The sequence below is a fragment of the Pseudolysinimonas sp. genome (genome assembly GCF_051954455.1).
GTDB lineage: Bacteria > Actinomycetota > Actinomycetes > Actinomycetales > Microbacteriaceae > Pseudolysinimonas.
In genome coordinates, this window is sequence record NZ_JBQCHS010000018.1 from 69,589 (window position 1) to 88,092 (window position 18,504).

An 18,504-nucleotide genomic window follows, 5' to 3' on the forward strand; every position below is an offset into this window, starting at 1 on the left:
TTCGCTGGGGTCACCGCGGCGACGACGAGGAGGCGCTCATGTTCGCACGGGGTGCCGGCCCGCTGGGCCGGATCGCCGACCTGGACGGCCTGGCCCGAAGGGCGGAGTCGGCGCGATTCGTCGCCATCGGGGACGCATCCCATGGCACCGAGGAGTTCTACGCCTGGCGAGCGGTGCTCACGCGCCGGCTGATCGAGCAGCAGAGGATCTCGTGGATCGGCGTCGAGGGCGACTGGCCGGATTGCTGGCGGATCGACCGGTGGCTGCGCGGGATCGAGCACCGCGGCGAGGACGCGCGCTCGGTCCTCGCCCGGTTCGAACGCTGGCCGACCTGGCTCTGGGCGAACACCGCGGTCGCCGACTTCCTCGACTGGCTGCACGCCGAGAACCTGCGACGATCGGCCGGGGACCGGGTCGGCTTCTACGGCCTGGACGTCTACTCGCTGTGGGACTCCATGCGCCGCGTGGCGGACTGGCTCGCCGTCAACTCGCCCGACGACCTCCCCGCGGCGGTCGAGGCCTGGCGCTGCTTCCTCCCCTCGTACCAGGATCCCGAGCGGTACGCCCTGCGCACCCGCGTCGTGCCCGCGTCGTGCGAGCGCGAGGTCGTGGATCTGCTGGCCCGCACCCGGCGCGACGCGCTCGCCGGGGACTGGGCGGCCTTCGACGCTGCGCAGAACGCCGAGGTGGCCGCCGCCGCGGAGCACTACTACCGGGTCATGATGGGCGGGGACCGGGCGTCGTGGAACATTCGCGACGTGCACATGGCCGACACCGTCGGGCGGCTGAGCACCTACTTCGGCCCGGGCTCGCGGGGGGTCGTGTGGGCGCACAACACCCACGTGGGCGACGCGCGCGCGACGGACATGAGCACGGCCGGACTCCTCAACATCGGCCAGCTGCTGCGCGAGCGCTACGGACGCGGCCAGGTCGTGCTGATCGGCACCGCGACGCATCGCGGGACGGTGCTCGCGGCGCCGCGCTGGGGAGGAGAGCCGCGGGTCTACGACGTGCCGCCCGCGAGCCGGGGCAGTCACGAGGACAACCTGCACCGGCACTTCGCGCGGGATGTCGTCCTCGTGTTCGACGAGGCGCGCGACGGCTACGACGAGTGGCGGGGGCACCGGGCGATCGGGGTCGTCTACGACCCCCGTCGGGAATCCGGCAACTTCGTGCCGACTCTGCTCGACGATCGGTACGACGCCCTGATCTGGATCGAGGCGACGCAGGCGATCACGCCGATCCGCCGGGAACCGGGGCCGGCGGGGCCGGAACGGGAGACGGAGCCGACAGGGTTCTGAGTCACCCGACGGACAGGGCCCCGAGCATCGCGTGGACGGCGTAGACCGGCCAGACGATCGCCTGGAGCAGGGCGAGCACCACGGGCCAGAAGCCGCCGTCCGTGCGCTGGATGAAGTAGATCGCCGCGCCGATGTAGGCCATCAGCATCAGGAGGCCCCAGGCCCCGTTCCGCTCGACCACGCGGGTGCGCTCCGCCATGTCGGATCTCCTGCTCGTCGGGAGGGGCCGGGCGGTGCGGGGGGATGTGCCCCGCCCGCATCGCGACAGGCGATCGCCGCCGTGGTGAGAGCCGAAGCCGTCAGCCCGGTGGCCCGGCCGGAGGACCCCGGAGGTCCTCGCGCCGCCCATGCAACCCGGGGGACCGGGACCCGGACAGGGTCCAAGGTCCCGGCTCGGCCTCCGAGGACGGGACCAGCATCAGGGCGTGGCCCGCCTCCCGCAGGACGTGTCGGAGCCGGTCGTCGACGGAGCCTCCGATGACGACCAGATCGGCGGGCCGGGACTGGCGCAGGCCGTCCTCGACCGTGCCCTCGACCGGACGGACCGCGCGCGAGGCGGCGGGGCAGCCGGCGAGGATCCGGCCGGCTCGATCGCGCGCCGAGCTCGGGTCCGTGAAGGCGACAGAGCAGACCAGGACCTCGATGCCCCAGTCGCCGTGGGCGTGCCGTCGTGCCCAGCGCACCGCGGCCTCCCCGGGCGCCGACACGACGAGCACGCGGAACACGTCCTCAGCGTCGGGGCCCGGCCCGCAGCAGGGCAGGGCCGTTCGTCCTGCGGCGGGGCCGAAAGACCCTGGTCCTCCCGCGGCACAGGCCGATGCTGAGGGGATGGACGTCTTCCGGGACCGCCTGGACGCCGGTCACCTGCTGGCCGCGCGCCTCGCCGACCTGCGCGGCACCGCCACCACGGTGCTCGGCCTGCCGCGGGGCGGCGTGGTGGTCGCGGCCGAGGTCGCTCGTCGACTGGAGCTGCCGCTCGACGTGGTCATCGTCCGGAAGCTCGGAGTCCCGTCCCACCCGGAGGTCGCGATGGGCGCGATCGCCGAGGGCGGGATCCGGCTGCTCGACGAGGCGCTGCTGGAGCGCCTCGGGGTCGGCGCCGATCAGGTCGTCGACGTCGAGGAGCGCGAGCGGCGTGTGCTCGACACGCGCGCCGCCCGTCTCCGCTCCGGGGCGGAGCCCGCGTCGCTGCGCGGCCGCACGGCGCTGATCGTCGACGACGGCGTCGCCACGGGAGCCACCGCGACGGTGGCGGCCCACGCGGCGCGGCTGCGCGGGGCGGAGCGGGTGATCGTCGCGGCGCCGGTCGTCTCGCCCGATGCGGCCCGCGGGATCCCCGGGGCGGACCGCGTCGTCGCGCTGTCCGTGCCGCTGGGCTTCTTCGCCGTCGGAGCGCACTACCGCCGCTTCGGCGAGGTGACCGAGGACGAGGTCGTCGACCTCCTCGAGGAGGCGCACCGCCGGGAGGGCGCCGGCGCGACCCGGGGGAGCGGGCCGGGGTGACCTTCGGCCCTGCCGCGCTGATCGTCGCGCCATGACACTCGCGCCATGGACGAGAACGCGGTCGAGGAGATCGGGGTGGCCTTCGACGGCGGCATCGCCAGTCGTGCCGCGCTGGAATGGTCGGTGCAGCACGCGCTCATCACCGGGGCGGCGGTCGTCGCGATCGGTGCCGACGGTGATGCCGATCCGGATGCGGCGTGGGCGGAGGGCGAAGCGCCCGACGCGATCGTCGGCCGCCTCGCGGACGCGGTGGAGTGGGTGCACGTCAACGCGCCGTCCGTGCCGATCCGGCCCCTCGCGGAGCACGGCGACGCCGCCGAGGTCCTCGTCGATCACAGCCGGCACCTGGGTCTGCTGGTGATGGGGCGCCGCGCCCATCCCGGGCACCGCTCGCTCTTCGAGCCGGAGTCGCGCAAGCTCGCCGCCACCGCCGAGTGCCCGGTGGTCCTGGTCCCCGTGGACCACCCGGAACCCGACGGCCCGGTCGTGGTCGGCGTCGGCATGGAGGAGCGATCCACGGCCGCGCTCGACTTCGCCGCCGACGTCGCGGCGGATGCGAACCGCGTCCTGCACATCGTCCATGCCTGGTGGTCGTACGAGGTGCCGGATGACGCGCGCGGCGAGCCGCTCGACGCGACCGACTACCACCAGGGGATCGCCGATCGAGCCGCCGAGGCCGCCCGCGCGCGGCATCCGGGGCTCGAGGTGACGGTCGACTCGATCATCGGCGACGCCTACGTCGCGCTGCGCGCGCAGGAGCGGCACGCCTCGCTCCTCGTTCTCGGTCGGCGGCGGAGCGGGCTGCTCGTGCAGTGGCTGCTCGGCACGCTCGCGCTCGACCTGCTGTCGGACCTGGTGTGTCCGGTGGCCGTGGTCCCCGTCGCCCGTCGACCCTGACGCTCACCCGGCGGCAGCCGGGACGACGCACAACGGTGTGCGGGTGCGCGTGAGGAGCCGGCGGGCGACGGCCGCCGAGCCGCGGGCGCGCGTCCGGCCGCCGATCACGACCAGGCGGGCGTGCCGGGCCAACTCGGTCAGCACCTCGTCGACCTCGCCCTCCTCGAGCAGGGGCACGACCCGGGCCTCCGGGACCTCGTCGTGCACGTGCTGGACGGCGTCGTCGAGCACGCGGCGGTGCGCCGCCCGCCCCGCGTGCTCGGGGGCGACAGCGGGATCCGCCTCCCAGGCGTGCGCGAGCTGCAGGTCGACCCCGGCACGGGCCGCGTCGCGGGCGCCGATCACCACGGCACGGGCGCTGGCGGCGTTCGGAGCCACAGCCGCGAGCACCGGTCCCCGGGCCGCCGGGCCCCACCCGTCCGGCACGAGGACCGTCGTCGTCGGCGCGTCCTCGAGCAGCCGGCCGGCGAGCCCGCGGAGCCGGAACCGCGGGCGGGATCCGCGGCGACCGGTGCCGAGCACGAGCAGGTCGGCTCCCTGGGTCTCCCGCCGCAGCACCCGTCGCGGGTCGCCCGCGACGACCGACTCGGTCACCATGACGTGCGGCGCGCGCGCGAGCATGCCGCGCTTCAGCCGGTCGAGCCGGCGCGTCGCCTCCGCGCGGTCGCGCTCGGCTCGGATCACGTGGACGAGCTCCACCCGCAAGGGCGTCTCCCGCGACCGCTGCAGCGTCCACCAGGGCGCTCCGGCCGCCGCATCGTCGCCGTCGCCGACCGCCAGCACCACGCGCTCCATGCCCTCACCTCGGCGCCAGTCTCGGGCGGCGACGTGCTCCGGCCCAGGGTCGTTGGTCCCGATCGCGGTCAGCGGGTGAACCCGCCGATCGCGCGATGCAGCGCGCGCGGCGCTCGGGGCAGAGCGGCGCGCTCCTGCATCCGGTAGAACAGCGCCTTCGTCGCGTCCGCGAGCGCGAGGTAGGCCAGGACGATGAGGCCGTCGGCCACCAGGACCTCGATCGACGGCGGCTGCAGCCCGAGCTCCGCCGCGATCGGCAGGAACGGGATCGCCACCGCGAGCGCCGCGACGCCGAGCACCGCGAACAGCAGGGGGAGACCGGGGCGGCTTCGCACGAACGGCACCCGTCTCGTGCGGATGACCAGCACCACGAGGGCCTGCGAGCAGAGCGACTCGATGAACCAGCCGGTCCGGAACCCGATCGGATCGGCGTGGACGAGTCCCAGCAGCATCGCGAACGTCGTCAGGTCGAACACCGAGCTCAGCGGTCCGAAGACCAGCATGAACCGGCCGATGGAGCCGATGTTCCACCGTGCCGGTCGGGCGACGGCCTCCGGATCGACGCGGTCGGTCGAGATCGCCAGCTGGCTCGCGTCGTACAGCAGGTTCCCCAGCAGGATCTGCCCGGGCAGCATCGGGAGGAAGGACAGGAACGCCGACGCCGCCGCGGCGCTGATCATGTTGCCGAGATTGCCGGAGGCGGCCATGAACACGTACTTGAGCGTGTTGCGGAAGATGCGGCGCCCGCCCTCCACGCCGTCGGCGATGACGTCGAGGCTCTTCTCCAGCAGCACGACGTCCGCGGCGTCCTTGGCGACGTCGGTCGCGGTGTCGACCGAGATGCCCACGTCGGCGACGTGCAGGGCCAGAGCGTCGTTGACCCCGTCGCCGAGGAACGCGACGGTGCCGTCGCGGCGGAGGGTCGAGACGACGCGCTCCTTCTGCTCGGGGCTCACCCGCGCCACGATCGCGGCGCCGCGGAGCGCCTCCCGGAGCCCGTCGTCGTCGAGCGCGTCGACCTCCGTCCCGGTCACGGTGCTCCCCGACGGCAGCGCGAGACGCGCGCTCACCGCCTCGGCCACCGCCGGGTGGTCGCCGGTCGCGACGACGGTGCGGATGCCGAGCCCCGCCAGGCGGAGGACGGCCGCGGCCGCGTCGTCGCGCACCGCGTCGCCGAAGGCGAGGAAGCCCCGCAGCCGCAGCCCGCTCTCGTCCGCCGGGGTGATCCGGTCCGCGTCGAACGGCTTCGACGCGACGGCCAGGAGCCGGACCCCGGCCGAGAGCTGTGCGGCGACCATCGCGTCGACCTCGGGCGGCACGTCCCCGCACTGCGGCAGGACCGCATCGGGGGCGCCCTTGCAGACGAGAGTGCTCAGCCCTGCCTCCCGGGTGACCGCGCCGGCCCGACGGCGGTCGTGATCGAAGGGCAGCCGCAGCTCCGCCGAGGCCGGCGCCGTCGTCGCGGCGAGGAGCACGGCATCGAGGGCATCGGTGGTTCCCGCCCCTGCGCCGGCCGGGTCGGCGGTGGCGGCGGCGAGGTCGGCGACGGTCGGATCCGGAGCGCCCGCGGGGTCGGTCGCGCCGAGGAAGACGATGTCGCCCGTCGTCAGGGTGCCGGTCTTGTCGGTCACGAGAACGTCGATCCCGCCGAGGTCCTCGATGCAGACGAGGCGCTTGACCACGACCTTCCGTCGTGCGAGCCGGCGGGCTCCCGTGGCGAGGGATGTGTTCACCACGGCGGGGAGGAGCTGCGGCGTGATCCCCACCGCGATCGCCAGGGCGAAGAGCAGCGACTCGATCCACGGGCGGTTCAGGAGCGCCCCGGTCAGCAGGACGACCGTGACGAGCCCCGCGGCGACCCACATCAGCAGCAGCGAGAACCGCCGCAGCCCGATCTGGAACGTCGTCTCGGGCGGACGGTGCCCGAGACGCTGCGCGATCCGTCCGATCTCCGTGCTCCGCCCGGTCGCGACGACGACCCCCGTCGCGGTCCCGCCGCGCACGATGGTGCCCTGGTACGCCATCGACAGGCGGTCGCCGAGCGGGGCCGCCTCCGGAACCGGCGTGATCGTCTTCGTCTCCGGGGCCTGCTCGCCCGTCAGCATGCTCTCGTCGCAGAGCAGCTCCGCGACCCCCGTCAGCCGGAGGTCGGCCGGCACCCGGCATCCCGTCGTCAGGTGCACGATGTCGCCGGGCACGACCTCGTCCACCGGGATGGATCGGGGCCGCCCGTCGCGCTGGACGATCGCCCGGTGGGTCATCGACGCCTGCAGGCGGGCGGTGGTGCGCTCCGCGACGTACTCGTCGACGAAGCCGAGAACGACGCTGCCGGCGAGGATCACGGCGATGATGACGGCGTCGGCGACCTGCCCGAGCAGGCTGGAGGCCGTGGCGGTCACGATGAGCAGGATGAGCACCGCGTTGCGGAACTGGCGCCCGAGGACGCGCAGCGCCCGCGCCCGCACGGGGCGCAGGAGATTCGGTCCCTCCGCGGTGCGGCGCTCGTCGGCCTCGTGGTCGGAGATCCCGCCCGGCGAGCTCCGGAAGGCGGCGACGACCTGCTCGGGGGGCTGCGCCCACCAGTCCTCCGCCACGGCTCAGACCGTGCGACGGCCCACCGGCCGCAGCACGCCCAGTGACAGCATCACGAGCCCCGCCTCCGCGACGCCGGCGGCGAAGTACGCGGCCTGCAGCGGGCTGAACGGGATCCAGATCATCTGCACGAAGATCCAGATGAGCACGTCGAAGGCGGCGACCGCCGACCACGCGGCAGCGCGGGGGGTCGAGCGCAGTTGGGCGACGAAGGCGACGAGCTGCGCGCCGCCGACGACGACCGCGAGCAGGATCCCCGGGATCAGGTAGGACCGGAAGGGCGAGTCGTCCAGGTATCCGGTCGGTGGAGCGACGGGCATGCGGAGGGCGGGGGCGACCGTCCCCGCGATCATCAGCATCCCGCCGACGAGGGCGGTCGCCGCGACCGTGCCGTGGAGGACCGCGAGCAGCGCCCGGGATACCCGGGCACGCCGGCTCATGCCGGTCTCGGGGCCGTGGCCGAACTGCGCTGCGCGAGGAGCACGATGAGGATGACGACGCCCGCGACCGGCAGCAGCAGCCAGAAGACATGGCCCCAGGCGAATCCCGCGTCGCGCAGACGTCGCACGGTCACGGCGAGGGACGGCAGCAGGGTGGCGACGCTCCATGCCCCGGCCAGGCTCGATCCGATCGCGATGGTGCCCTGGGGGGTGACCAGGTTGAGCGCGCCGAGCGCCGTCGAGACGAGGGCGCCGAACAGCGCGAACCACCAGAACTCGGCGCGCGAGGCCCGGCCGGTGAACTCCGCGTACTTGCGGAACACCGTCGCGATGGCCTGCGGGAAGGTCATCATGCGCGACCTCCGGGGACCACGAGAACCGGGCACCGGGCGTGCTCGGCGACGGCCGCGCTCACCGAGCCGAGGAGCAGGCCGGCGAATCCGCCGTGACCGCGGCTGCCGGTGACCACCATGAACGCGTCGTCCGACGCCTCGATGAGGGCCGGGGCCGCTCCGTTCTCCACCACCTCGGTCGTGACGTCGGCCGGTCGGATCGACCCCCACACGTCGACGACCGCGGAGTCCACCACCCGTTGGGCGTCCTCGACCGGGCTCCAGGCGTAGGAGACGGCTCCCGCTCCCGCGAACACGGGCAGGTGCCAGGCGATGAGGACCCGGACGGGACGGTGCAGGGCGTCGGCGAGCGTCCGGGCATGCCGGAGCGCGACGATCGACGGCTCGGACCCGTCGACGCCGACCACGATCGGCTTCCGGCTGTTGTTGGTCATGGGGCGATGGTCGGCCGCGGGTCCGGACGGAGGCAGGGCCGAAGGTCCCTCACGCTCCGGCGCGGGACCTTCGGCCCCCTCGGCGGGTCCGGCGCCGCGGAACGGTGTTCCGATGACCTCGACCATGCGCGCGTGGCGATCGGGTGCCGCGGGACTGACGCTGCAGGAGGTCGCGCGACCGCGGCCGCGCCGGGACGAGCTCCTGGTGCGGCCCGAGGTGTGCGGCATCTGCCGGACCGACCTGCACGTCGTCGACGGGGAGCTGGCGCGCCGTCGCCGGAGCGTGACGCCGGGGCATCAGGTCGTGGGGCGGGTCGTGGCGGCCGGGCGCGGGGCGGCGGTCGCGCTCGGTGCCCGCGTCGGTGTCGCGTGGCTGCACCGCACCTGCGGGGCGTGCGCCTACTGCCGGAGCGGGCGGGAGAACCTCTGCGAGGCGGCCCGATTCACCGGCTGGGATGCGGACGGCGGCTTCGCCGAGCTCCTCACCGTGCCGGCCGCCTTCGCCTACCCGCTGCCCGAGGACGCCGACACGGAGCGGCTGGCGCCGCTTCTCTGCGCGGGCATCATCGGCTACCGTGCGCTCCGCCGCGCGCGCCTGGAGCCCGGCGGCACGCTCGGGCTGTACGGCTTCGGCTCGAGCGCGCACCTCACCGCGATGATCGCGCGCGCCGCCGGCGCGGACGTGATCGCGCTCACCCGCGGGGAGGAGAACCGGGCGCTCGCGCGCCGCATGGGGATCCCGGTCGTCGGGGAGGCGGACGATCCGCCGCGGCCCCTCGACGCCGCCATCGTCTTCGCGCCGGCCGGCTTCCTCGTGCCCGCCGCACTGCGCGCCACCCGCCCCGGCGGGACGGTGGTGCTCGCCGGCATCCACATGACCCCGATCCCCGAGCTGGACTACGACGGGCTGCTCTTCCGCGAGCGCGACCTGCGATCGGTGACCGCCAACACGCGCGCCGACGGCGACGCATTCATCCGGCTGGCGCTGCGGCTCGACCTCGGGGCCGCAACGACCGCCTACCCCTTCGACGCGCTGCCGGCCGCGCTCGACGACCTCCGCACGGGGCGCCGCGCCGGGTCGCTCGTTCTCCGCGGCGTCGCCTGAGCCGTCAGCGGGACCTTCGGCTCTGCACCGGCGCGGCGCGGGGCGAGACGCTCGACCCGACGCGCACGCGTCCCGGAAGGAGAGCAATCATGAAGGCAGCCACGCTGAACCGGACGGATCACGAGATCCAGAAGGCGGTTCAGGACGAGCTGGACTGGACCCCCGACGTCGACGCCGCCGGCATCGGGGTCGCGGTGGAGAACGGCAGCGTGACGCTGTCCGGCGAGGTCGACAGCTACATGGAGCGCGTCGCGGCGACGCGCGCGGCGCTGCGGGTGCGCGGAGTGGCCGCGCTCGCCGACGAGCTCGTCGTCAACCCGCCGGCGAGCGGTCTCATGACCGACTCCGCCATCGCGAAGGCGATCGAGAGCGCGTTCGAGTGGTCGGCCACGATCCCGCCGGACGTGAAGGCGAAGGTGCACGCGCACCATGTGACGCTGACCGGTCACGCCGACTGGGACTACCAGCGCGCGGCCGCCCGGCGCGTCGTGAGCAACATCCGCGGCGTCATCGACGTCACCGACCTCATCGAGCTGACGCCGCGCGTCTCCGCGTCGGAGACCAGCCGGCGCATCCACGCCGCGCTCGTCCGCAACGCCGACCTCGACGCGGGCGACATCCACGTCACGACGGCCGGCACGACGGTGACGCTCTCCGGGGTCGTCAAGTCGCTCGCCGAGCGGCGCCAGGCCGCCACGGCAGCGTGGGCGTCCCCGCACGTGACCGCGGTCACGAACAACCTGATGGTCGTGCCGTGAGCACCGGACGGGAGGTGCGCCGCGCGGCCGGGTTCCCCACCATCGATGCGCTCGTGCGGTCGTGGAACGACACGCTCTGGTCGCCGCTCGCCCGGCTCCAGATCCCGGCGACCGACGCCTGGGTCGAGGGCGACGACTTCATCGTGCGGGTGCAGTTGCCGCAGTTCGAGAAGAAGGACATCGAGGTGCAGACCCGCGACGGCGAGATCACCATCACCGCGCAGCGGCACGAGAAGGACGACGACAAGCGGGCCTACGTCCTGCACGAGTCGCACGAGTCGATCTCGCGCACGATCGCGCTCCCGCCGCGGGCGGAGATCGCGCGCGCGACGGCGAGCTTCGCCGACGGGGCGCTGACGGTCACGGTGCCCCTCGCCGAGCAGCCGACGAGCCGCCAGCTCGAGATCGCCTGACACCCACCTGATGCCGGCCCGGCGAGGGGCGACGGGGCTCCGGCTCCGTCGCCCCTCGCCGTGTGCGGTCAGCCCATCGTCCCGGCGCCCGGCGGAACGATTCCGACCGGGGTGCTCGTGAGGCTCAGGACCTCGCGGGCCGTCGAGCCCAGGACGATGCCCGCGAGCGGCCCCCAGCGGTGGCTGCCGAGCACGACGAGTTGCGCCTGCTCCGCCTGGTCGGCGATCGCCCACGCCGGCGGCTGCTGGTCGAGGACGGCGCGCACGCGCACCCCGGGTCGCGCGTCCTCGATCCTGACCAGCGCGAGGTCGAGGATCCGCCGGTGGCGCGCGCGGTCCTCGGCCAGGCTCGGCGGGACGAGCCCGGCCTCGAGGGAGGCCTGCGACGCCGTCCAGCCGTGCACGGCGTGCAGTTCGACGTCGAGGTCGCGCGCCTCCCGGGCGGCGAAGAGCATCGCGCGATCGCCGGTGTGATCGCCGGAGACCCCGGTCACCACCGGGCCGCCGGGGTGCTCGACCGCGTCGTCCGGCACGATGATCGTCGCGCAGCTCGACCGGGACGCGACCGCGAGCGGCACGGACCCGGCGAGGACGGAGCGGATGGCCCGATGCCGACGGGATCCGACGACCAGCAGGTCTCCGCGCGCCGCGGCGCGGACGAGCGCGTCGGGCGTCGCCATGGCCGACAGGGTCGTCGAGACGGTGGTCTCGGCGACCCGGCGGACGATCCGGTCGCGCACCTCCTCGAGCGCGTCGCCCTCGGCCTTCTCGCTCGTGCGCAGGGGGTCGTAGCCCCGCACCAGCTCGATCGCCGCGGCGCGGCGGCCGGCCCGCTCGATCGCCCAGCCGACCGCCTTCTCCGTGGACGGTCCGCCCACGCCGATGACGATGCGCTCGATCCGACCGTTCCTCATGGGCGCCTCCCGCCGCCACTCTCGGCCCCGTCGCTCGGCCGGGTCAGGGGCCTTGGTCCCGCGGGACCTTCGGCTCTGCGTGGGCGCCCGGGACCGGGCGAGCATGGTGCCGTGTTCCCGGCGGTGCATCCGGATGAGGCGCAGGTCGTGGTCGCGTTCGACGGCTCGGCCGCCTCCTACGACGCGCTCGCCTGGGGGGCGCGCTGGGCGTCGGGCGGCGGGACCGTCATCGCCGTCGTGGTCGAGCGGCTCCGGCGGGGCGACCGCGCGCTGGCGCCCCGGTCGGCGGATCGAGCGCTGCGGGATGCCCGTGAGTGGATGGGTGCCAGCGCCCCCGGCGTCCGCTTCCGCACCACGGCGGCGCACGGCGACGCCCGCGCCATGCTCGAGGAGAGCTGCCGGACGGCGGATCTCCTGATCCTCGCCGCCGGGTCGGCGCCGAGTCGGAGCGCGCGCATCGCGCGCGAGGCGCCGTGCCCGGTGCTGCTGCTCCCGATGCGCGCGGGCGCACCGGCGGGTGACCTGCTCGTCGAGCGGGTGCCCTCCGACTCGCCCGTCGCGGTGCTCGGGCGCGAGGCCGAGTGGCGGCTCGGCGGCGCGCTGCGGGTCGTCGGCCCGGAGACCGAGCCCGGCCGCCTGCGCGACGCCGGGCTCCTGGTGGTCCGCCGCTCCATCGCCGTCCGACGGCGCCTCCTGACCCGCCGCCCTGCCCGCTCCTCCTCGCCCCCGACGAGCCGACCGGGACCTTCGCCCCTGTGGCCGCTCGTGCCGGAGGGCGGACCCTGACCCCATGAGCGAGAGCACACGGCCGGTCATCGTCGCCGGCGTCGACGGATCGGACCACTCGATCGAGGCGCTGCGGCACGCCAAGGAGCTGGCCGACGCGCTCGGCGCGAACGTGCGCGTCGTCGGAGCCTGGGAGTGGCCGTTCATGTGGGACCCGCTCGTCACGCCCGACTACACGCCCGAGGAGGACATCACCCGCGTCGTCCACCACGCGGTCGAGTCGGTCTTCGGCGCTGGGCACGCGATCGACGTGGAGATCGTGCACGGGCCGGCTGCGGCGGCGCTCATCGCGGCGAGCCACGGAGCGGCGATGCTCGTGGTCGGCAGCCGCGGACACGGCGGCTTCGCCGGGCTCCTGCTCGGGTCGGTGAGCGCGGAGTGCGCCGAGCACGCGGGCTGCCCGGTGCTCGTCGTGCACCCGAGCGCCGCCTGACACCCGAGCCGCGTACCGTGGACCGCGTGGCGACACGCGTGTTCGTGACCTCCGCCGAGGGCGGATCCGGCAAGTCGACGGTGGCGGTCGGGCTCCTGCAGGCCCTGACGGGCTCCGCGGCGGCGGTCCGCGTCTACCGTCCGATCGCACGCGGTGCGGACGACTACGTGCTCGAGGCGCTCCGCGCGCACTCGGGCGCGACCGTCCCGCTCGGGGACGCGATCGGCGTCGGCTACGACGACCTGCACGCGGACCCCGACGCCGCGCTCGCGCGCATCCTCGAGCGGTACCGCGCGCTGGAGGACGACGCCGACGCGGTGCTCATCCTCGGCTCCGACTACACCGACGTCGCCGCGCCGACCGAGCTCGCGGTGAACGCGCGCATCGCCGCGACCCTCGACGCCCCCGTCGTGCTCGTGCTCGCCGGCCGCGACCCGGACGGCGCGTGGCGCTCCGCCTCGGCGGTCGCCGAGGTCGGGCGGATCGCCGTCGCCGAGCTGCGCGCCGAGCACGCGCGCCCGATCGCGATCGTGGTCAACCGCGCCGACCCCGGCGCGCTCCCGGCGATCGCCGACGCGGTGCGCGAGCGCACGGGCGCACCCACCTGGGCGATCCCGGAGGATGCGACGCTCTCGGCGCCGCTGCTCTCGACGGTGCTCGCCGCGGCCGACGCGGAGCTCTGGCGCGGCGATCCCGAGCTGCTGTCCCGCCCGGTCAGCGGCGCGGTCGTCGCCGCGATGACGATGGAGAACGTGCTCCCTCGCCTGCAGGAGGGCGCGGTCGTGGTGGTCCCCGGCGACCGCAGCGACGTGCTGATCGGCAGCGTCGTCGCCCATCTGGCGCAGACGTTCCCGACGCTCGCCGGCATCGTGCTGAACGGCGGGTTCGCGACCTCGGAGCCGGTCACCCGCCTGCTCGACGGCCTCGGCGCCCGCGTGCCGATCGCCCGCACCGCGCTCGGCACCTACGACACGGCGGTGCGGATCACCCGCGCCCGCAGCCGGCTCGCCGCCGACTCGCCCGAGAAGTACGCCCTGGCGCTCGGACTGGCGGAGCGCCACGTCGACCTCGGCGAGATCGTGCGGCTCCTCAGCGTCCCGGCCTCGCCGGTCATGACGCCCCTCCGGTTCGAGCAGCTGCTCGTCGAGCGCGCGCGGGCCCACCGTCGTCGGATCGTCCTCCCGGAGGGCGGAGACGACCGCATCCTCCGCGCGGCGGCGGCCGCCCTGCAGCGCGGCATCGCCGACATCACGATCCTGGGCGAGGAGGCGGCGGTGCGCGCGCGGGCGGCGGAGCTCGGCGTCGACATCGCGGGCGCCGCGGTCGTGTCGCCGCACGACCCCGAGCTCGTCGCCCGGTTCGCGGAGGAGTACCACCGGCGTCGCGCCGCGAAGGGCGTCACGCTCGAACGCGCCGCGGAGGTCGTGACCGACGTGGCCTACTTCGGCACCATGATGGTGCTCCTCGGCCTGGCCGACGGCATGGTGTCGGGCGCCGTGCACACCACCGCGCACACGATCCGGCCGGCGTTCGAGGTCGTGAAGACGCGGCCGGGCGTCTCGGTGGTCTCGAGCGTGTTCCTCATGGCGCTGGCCGATCGTGTGCTGGTCTACGGCGACTGCGCCGTGATCCCGGAGCCGACCGTCGAGCAGCTCGCCGACATCGCGATCTCGTCGGCCGACACGGCCCGCCGCTTCGGGATCGAGCCGCGCGTGGCGATGCTCAGCTACTCGACGGGGGAGTCGGGCAGCGGCTCCGACGTCGACGAGGTGCGGGCCGCGACCGACCTGGTGCGACGACGCGACCCCGAGCTGCCCGTGGCAGGACCCATCCAGTACGACGCGGCCGCCGACCCCGACGTCGGCGCCGCGAAGATGCCGGGATCCGACGTCGCCGGCCGGGCGACGGTGTTCGTGTTCCCCGACCTCAACACGGGCAACAACACCTACAAGGCGGTGCAGCGGAGCGCCGGAGCGGTCGCGATCGGCCCGGTGCTGCAGGGTCTCGCCAAGCCCATCAACGACCTCTCGCGGGGCGCGCTCGTGCGCGACATCGTGAACACCATCGCGATCACCGCGATCCAGGCCCAGGAGGATGCGTGAGCGGTCCGACCGTCTTCGTGCTCAACACCGGCTCATCGTCGGTCAAGTACCGGCTGCTCGACGCGTCGACCGGCGAGGCGCACGCCGACGGGATCGTGGAGCGGGTCGGCGAGCCGGGGTCCGGTGTGCCGGATCACGCGGCCGCGATCGAGCGCATCCTCGCCGACCTGGACGGCCCCGCCCTCGACGCCGTCGGCCACCGGGTCGTGCACGGCGGGGCGCGGTTCACCGAGGCCGTCGTCATCGACGCCGACGTGGAGGCCGCGATCGAGGAGCTCGCCCCGCTCGCGCCGCTCCACAACCCGCCGGCCCTCGCGGGCATCCGCGCCGCCCGCCGCGCGCTGCCGGGCGTGCCGCACGTCGCCGTCTTCGACACCGCCTTCCACCACACGCTGCCGCTCGCCGCGTCGACGTACGCGATCGACGCCGAGCTGGCCGCCCGGCACGACGTCCGCCGGTACGGGTTCCACGGCACGTCCTACCGGATCGTGAGCGAGCGGGCCGCCGAGCTCCTGGGGCGCCCGCTCGCGGAGCTGCGGATGGTGGTGCTGCACCTCGGCAACGGCGCGTCGGCGGCGGCCATCGACCGCGGCCGGTCCGTCGACACGTCGATGGGCCTCACCCCGCTGGAGGGCCTCGTGATGGGCACCCGATCGGGCGACCTCGACCCGGCGATCCCGCTCTACCTCGCGCGGCACGCCGGCCTCGACGTCGACGCGCTCGACGCGCTGCTGAACCGTCGCAGCGGGCTCCTCGGCCTCGCGCGACGCTCCGACATGCGCGACGTGGTGGAGGCCGCGACCGGCGGCGACCGGGCGGCGGGGCTCGCGCTCGACGTCTACCTGCACCGGATCCGCCACTACATCGGCGCCTACGCCGCCGTCCTGGGCGGGATCGACGCGCTCGTCTTCACCGCGGGAGTGGGGGAGAACAGCGCCCCGGTGCGGGCCGGCGCCGTCGAAGGGCTCAGCTTCCTCGGGATCGCCGTCGACGCGGCCGCCAACAACGCGGCCGACGACGGAGCGCGGTGCATCTCGCCCGCGGACGGTCCGGTCGCGGTGCTCGTCGTCCCGACCGACGAGGAGTGGCAGATCGCCCGCGAGACGGCGGCGGTCACCCGGCGCTGATCCCGTGTGCATCGGGTGGGAGGGGACCTCCGGCCCTGGGAGCACGGCGGCGCCGGCGTCAGGCTGGGCGCGTGGACACCGCACCCGTCGCCCCTGCCGTCAGCACTCCGGGCCTCAGCACCCCGGCCGTCACCGAGGAGACGATCGATCGGATCGACGCGTGGTGGCGCGCCGCCAACTACCTCAGCATCGGTCAGATCTACCTGCTGGCGAATCCGCTGCTGCGCGAACCGCTCCGACCGGAGCACGTCAAGTCGCGGCTGCTCGGCCACTGGGGGACCACCCCCGGCCTCAACCTGCTGTGGGCGCACCTCAACCGCGCGATCCGCGAGCGCGACCTCGACACGATCTTCATCTGCGGCCCCGGCCACGGCGGCCCGGGCCTGGTCGCGAGCGCCTGGCTCGACGGCACCTACTCGGAGCTCTACCCGGAGGTCGACCGCAGCGAGGCGGGCGTGCTGCGGATGTTCCGCCGCTTCTCGTTCCCGGGCGGCATCCCGAGCCACGCCTCGCCCGACACCCCCGGGTCGATCCACGAGGGCGGTGAGCTCGGGTACTCGCTGAGCCACGCCTACGGCGCCGCCTTCGACAATCCGGACCTGCTGGTCGCCTGCGTGATCGGCGACGGCGAGGCCGAGACGGGGGCCCTCGCGACGAGCTGGCACTCCAACAAGTTCCTGAACCCGGTGCGCGACGGGGTCGTGCTGCCGATCCTGCACCTGAACGGCTACAAGATCGCGAACCCGACCGTGCTCGCGCGGATCCCGGAGGAGGAGCTGCTCTCGTTGCTGCGCGGGTACGGACACGAGCCCTATGTGGTCAGCGGCGGCTTCGACGGGGAGGATCCGCGGGACGTGCACGCCCGGCTCGCCGCGACCCTCGACGTCGTCCTCGACCGGATCCGCGACATCAAGGCGTCCGCGCGGGAGGACGGCGAACGACCGGCGTGGCCGATGATCGTCCTCCGCACCCCGAAGGGCTGGACCTGCCCGGACGAGATCGACGGGGTCCCGGTCGAGGGGACCTTCCGCGCGCACCAGGTGCCGCTCGCCAATGCGCGCGACACCGAGGCCCACCTCCGCGTGCTCGAGGAGTGGATGCGGTCCTACCGCCCGGAGGAGCTGTTCGACGAGGCGGGGGCGCCGCTCCCTGAGGTGGTCGCGCTCGCCCCGGAGGGCGACCGGCGGATGAGCGCCAACCCGGTCGCGAACGGCGGCCTCCTCCGGGTGCCGCTGAGGCTCCCGGACTTCCGCGACTACGGCGTGCAGGTGACGGTCCCCGGCGCCGCCGACGATCAGGCCACCGCGGTCCTCGGGCGCTGGCTGGCGGACGTCATCCGCATGAACCCCGACACGTTCCGCATCGTCGGGCCCGACGAGACCGCGTCCAACCGGCTCGCGCCCGCGGTGTACGAGGCGACGGCGAAGCAGTGGGAGGGCGCCTACCTCGACGAGGACGTGCACCTCGCCCGCGCGGGGCGCGTGCTCGAGATGCTGAGCGAGCACCAGTGCCAGGGCTGGCTCGAGGGGTACCTGCTCACGGGCCGGCACGGCCTCTTCAACTGCTACGAGGCGTTCGTGCACATCGTCGACTCCATGTTCAACCAGCACGCGAAGTGGCTGGAGTCCTCGCGCCGGATCCCCTGGCGGCGCCCGATCTCGAGCCTCAACTACCTGCTCTCGAGCCACGTCTGGCGGCAGGACCACAACGGCTTCAGCCACCAGGACCCGGGATTCGTCGACCTGGCCGTCAACAAGAGCGCGGAGGTCGTGCGCGTCTACTTCCCGTTCGACGCCAACACCCTGCTGTCGACCTACGACCACTGCCTCCGCTCCGAGGACTACGTGAACATCGTGGTCGCCGGCAAGCAGCCCGCCCCGCAGTGGCTGACCATGGAGGAGGCGGTCGAGCACTGCACGCGCGGCCTCGGCATCCTGCCGTGGGCGAGCACGGAGCGCGACGGCGAGGAGCCGGACGTCGTGCTCGCCTGCGCGGGCGACGTGCCGACGCTCGAGACGATCGCCGCCGCCGAGCTCCTCCGCGATCGGATCCCGGAGCTCGCGATCCGCGTCGTCAACGTCGTCGACCTGATGCGCCTCCAGTCCGAGCGCGAGCATCCGCACGGGCTGTCCGACATCGAGTTCGACGCGCTGTTCACCGTCGACAAGCCGGTGATCTTCGCCTACCACGGCTATCCCTGGATGATCCACCGGCTGACCTACCGCCGCCACGGCCACGACAACATCCACGCGCGCGGATTCCTCGAGCGCGGCACCACCACGACGCCGTTCGACATGGTCATGCTCAACGACCTGGACCGCTTCCACCTCGCGATCGACGTGCTCGACCGGGTGCCGGGGCTGGGGGCGGCGCACGCGGAGCTCCGCCAGGAGCTGGTCGACGCGCGCCTCCGCGCCCGCGCGCACACGCGCGAGACCGGCGACGACCTGCCGGAGGTGCGCGACTGGCGCTGGACGCCGCGCTGACCTCCGGGGATCCGTCCGGGATCCGGGACCTCCGGCCCTGGCCGCGGCGGCGCCGCCCCGGCACG

The 18,504-nt window shown here is 74.4% G+C and carries 19 protein-coding genes; 11 read left to right on the forward strand and 8 right to left on the reverse strand.

Features of this window, described 5'->3' with window-relative positions; translation table 11 throughout:
* Nucleotides 1–38 precede the first annotated feature (38 nt).
* Nucleotides 39–1,301: an erythromycin esterase family protein gene (locus tag ACTHM3_RS08600; protein WP_440405683.1), complete on the forward strand. Its 1,263-nt coding sequence runs from the start codon at nt 39–41 to the stop codon at nt 1,299–1,301.
* 1 nt (nt 1,302) lies between these two features.
* Here the strand turns inward: ACTHM3_RS08600 and ACTHM3_RS08605 are convergent, their stop codons facing one another.
* Together ACTHM3_RS08605 and ACTHM3_RS08610 are read right to left on the reverse strand one after the other, a co-directional pair.
* A complete protein-coding gene (locus tag ACTHM3_RS08605) occupies nt 1,303–1,500 on the reverse strand; it encodes a hypothetical protein (protein WP_440405684.1) in 198 nt (65 codons plus the stop codon).
* A gap of 100 nt (nt 1,501–1,600) precedes the next feature.
* Complete coding sequence (locus ACTHM3_RS08610) at nt 1,601–2,026, reverse strand: hypothetical protein (protein ID WP_440405685.1); 426 nt, start codon at nt 2,024–2,026, stop codon at nt 1,601–1,603.
* Between the two features lie 103 nt (nt 2,027–2,129).
* Here ACTHM3_RS08610 and ACTHM3_RS08615 point away from each other — a divergent pair, with 103 nt between their 5' ends.
* Nucleotides 2,130–2,804 carry a phosphoribosyltransferase gene (locus ACTHM3_RS08615; protein ID WP_440405686.1) on the forward strand — a complete coding sequence of 225 codons (675 nt, stop codon included), beginning with the start codon at nt 2,130–2,132 and terminating at the stop codon, nt 2,802–2,804.
* A gap of 45 nt (nt 2,805–2,849) precedes the next feature.
* Nucleotides 2,850–3,701 carry a universal stress protein gene (locus ACTHM3_RS08620; protein WP_440405687.1) on the forward strand — a complete coding sequence of 284 codons (852 nt, stop codon included), beginning with the start codon at nt 2,850–2,852 and terminating at the stop codon, nt 3,699–3,701.
* Between the two features lie 3 nt (nt 3,702–3,704).
* Here ACTHM3_RS08620 and ACTHM3_RS08625 read toward each other — a convergent pair whose 3' ends face one another.
* The 5 genes from ACTHM3_RS08625 to ACTHM3_RS08645 all read right to left on the reverse strand — a co-directional run bounded on the left by ACTHM3_RS08625 (nt 3,705) and on the right by ACTHM3_RS08645 (nt 8,315).
* On the reverse strand, nt 3,705–4,496 hold the full coding sequence (locus tag ACTHM3_RS08625) for a universal stress protein (protein WP_440405688.1): 792 nt from the start codon (nt 4,494–4,496) through the stop codon (nt 3,705–3,707).
* 68 nt (nt 4,497–4,564) lie between these two features.
* Nucleotides 4,565–7,090: a magnesium-translocating P-type ATPase gene (gene mgtA, locus ACTHM3_RS08630; protein ID WP_440405689.1), complete on the reverse strand. Its 2,526-nt coding sequence runs from the start codon at nt 7,088–7,090 to the stop codon at nt 4,565–4,567.
* Between the two features lie 3 nt (nt 7,091–7,093).
* A complete protein-coding gene (locus ACTHM3_RS08635) occupies nt 7,094–7,528 on the reverse strand; it encodes a hypothetical protein (protein ID WP_440405690.1) in 435 nt (144 codons plus the stop codon).
* Nucleotides 7,525–7,881 carry a DUF805 domain-containing protein gene (locus ACTHM3_RS08640; RefSeq protein WP_440405691.1) on the reverse strand — a complete coding sequence of 119 codons (357 nt, stop codon included), beginning with the start codon at nt 7,879–7,881 and terminating at the stop codon, nt 7,525–7,527. The genes ACTHM3_RS08635 and ACTHM3_RS08640 overlap by 4 nt, the downstream gene beginning before the upstream one ends.
* Complete coding sequence (locus tag ACTHM3_RS08645; protein ID WP_440405692.1) at nt 7,878–8,315, reverse strand: universal stress protein; 438 nt, start codon at nt 8,313–8,315, stop codon at nt 7,878–7,880. Before ACTHM3_RS08645 ends, ACTHM3_RS08640 begins: the two co-directional genes overlap by 4 nt.
* Nucleotides 8,316–8,427: 112 nt before the next feature.
* On the opposite strand from ACTHM3_RS08645, the gene ACTHM3_RS08650 reads away from it, so the two are divergent.
* The 3 genes from ACTHM3_RS08650 to ACTHM3_RS08660 all read left to right on the forward strand — a co-directional run bounded on the left by ACTHM3_RS08650 (nt 8,428) and on the right by ACTHM3_RS08660 (nt 10,591).
* A complete protein-coding gene (locus tag ACTHM3_RS08650; protein ID WP_440405693.1) occupies nt 8,428–9,420 on the forward strand; it encodes a zinc-binding alcohol dehydrogenase family protein in 993 nt (330 codons plus the stop codon).
* 89 nt (nt 9,421–9,509) lie between these two features.
* Nucleotides 9,510–10,178: a BON domain-containing protein gene (locus tag ACTHM3_RS08655; RefSeq protein WP_440405694.1), complete on the forward strand. Its 669-nt coding sequence runs from the start codon at nt 9,510–9,512 to the stop codon at nt 10,176–10,178.
* The gene (locus tag ACTHM3_RS08660; RefSeq protein WP_440405695.1) at nt 10,175–10,591 is read left to right on the forward strand and encodes an Hsp20/alpha crystallin family protein; all 417 of its coding nucleotides are present in this window, start codon (nt 10,175–10,177) and stop codon (nt 10,589–10,591) included. The genes ACTHM3_RS08655 and ACTHM3_RS08660 overlap by 4 nt, the downstream gene beginning before the upstream one ends.
* Before the next feature lie 68 nt (nt 10,592–10,659).
* Here ACTHM3_RS08660 and ACTHM3_RS08665 read toward each other — a convergent pair whose 3' ends face one another.
* Entirely contained in the window at nt 10,660–11,505 is an 846-nt protein-coding gene (locus ACTHM3_RS08665) for a universal stress protein (RefSeq protein WP_440405696.1), read from the reverse strand.
* Between the two features lie 111 nt (nt 11,506–11,616).
* Between ACTHM3_RS08665 and ACTHM3_RS08670 the strand changes: the two genes are divergently transcribed.
* From ACTHM3_RS08670 to ACTHM3_RS08690, 5 genes are all read left to right on the forward strand, one after another.
* Nucleotides 11,617–12,291, forward strand: a complete 675-nt coding sequence (locus ACTHM3_RS08670) for a universal stress protein (RefSeq protein WP_440405697.1) — start codon at nt 11,617–11,619, stop codon at nt 12,289–12,291.
* Between the two features lie 4 nt (nt 12,292–12,295).
* Entirely contained in the window at nt 12,296–12,724 is a 429-nt protein-coding gene (locus ACTHM3_RS08675; protein WP_440405698.1) for a universal stress protein, read from the forward strand.
* Between the two features lie 26 nt (nt 12,725–12,750).
* The gene (gene pta / locus ACTHM3_RS08680) at nt 12,751–14,826 is read left to right on the forward strand and encodes a phosphate acetyltransferase (protein WP_440405699.1); all 2,076 of its coding nucleotides are present in this window, start codon (nt 12,751–12,753) and stop codon (nt 14,824–14,826) included.
* The gene (locus ACTHM3_RS08685; protein ID WP_440405700.1) at nt 14,823–15,953 is read left to right on the forward strand and encodes an acetate kinase; all 1,131 of its coding nucleotides are present in this window, start codon (nt 14,823–14,825) and stop codon (nt 15,951–15,953) included. Before pta ends, ACTHM3_RS08685 begins: the two co-directional genes overlap by 4 nt.
* A 71-nt stretch (nt 15,954–16,024) precedes the next feature.
* Entirely contained in the window at nt 16,025–18,439 is a 2,415-nt protein-coding gene (locus tag ACTHM3_RS08690; protein ID WP_440405701.1) for a phosphoketolase family protein, read from the forward strand.
* The last annotated feature ends 65 nt before the right edge of the window (nt 18,440–18,504 follow it).

Coding starts and splice junctions, on each gene's coding strand:
- ACTHM3_RS08665 (WP_440405696.1), bottom strand. CDS start 11,505: ATGAGGAACGGTCGGATCGAGCGCATCGTCATCGGCGTGGGCGGACCG.
- ACTHM3_RS08605 (WP_440405684.1), bottom strand. CDS start 1,500: ATGGCGGAGCGCACCCGCGTGGTCGAGCGGAACGGGGCCTGGGGCCTC.
- ACTHM3_RS08640 (WP_440405691.1), bottom strand. CDS start 7,881: ATGATGACCTTCCCGCAGGCCATCGCGACGGTGTTCCGCAAGTACGCG.
- ACTHM3_RS08655 (WP_440405694.1), top strand. CDS start 9,510: ATGAAGGCAGCCACGCTGAACCGGACGGATCACGAGATCCAGAAGGCG.
- ACTHM3_RS08600 (WP_440405683.1), top strand. CDS start 39: ATGTTCGCACGGGGTGCCGGCCCGCTGGGCCGGATCGCCGACCTGGAC.
- ACTHM3_RS08650 (WP_440405693.1), top strand. CDS start 8,428: ATGACCTCGACCATGCGCGCGTGGCGATCGGGTGCCGCGGGACTGACG.
- ACTHM3_RS08625 (WP_440405688.1), bottom strand. CDS start 4,496: ATGGAGCGCGTGGTGCTGGCGGTCGGCGACGGCGACGATGCGGCGGCC.
- ACTHM3_RS08635 (WP_440405690.1), bottom strand. CDS start 7,528: ATGAGCCGGCGTGCCCGGGTATCCCGGGCGCTGCTCGCGGTCCTCCAC.
- ACTHM3_RS08675 (WP_440405698.1), top strand. CDS start 12,296: ATGAGCGAGAGCACACGGCCGGTCATCGTCGCCGGCGTCGACGGATCG.
- ACTHM3_RS08615 (WP_440405686.1), top strand. CDS start 2,130: ATGGACGTCTTCCGGGACCGCCTGGACGCCGGTCACCTGCTGGCCGCG.
- ACTHM3_RS08620 (WP_440405687.1), top strand. CDS start 2,850: ATGGACGAGAACGCGGTCGAGGAGATCGGGGTGGCCTTCGACGGCGGC.
- ACTHM3_RS08645 (WP_440405692.1), bottom strand. CDS start 8,315: ATGACCAACAACAGCCGGAAGCCGATCGTGGTCGGCGTCGACGGGTCC.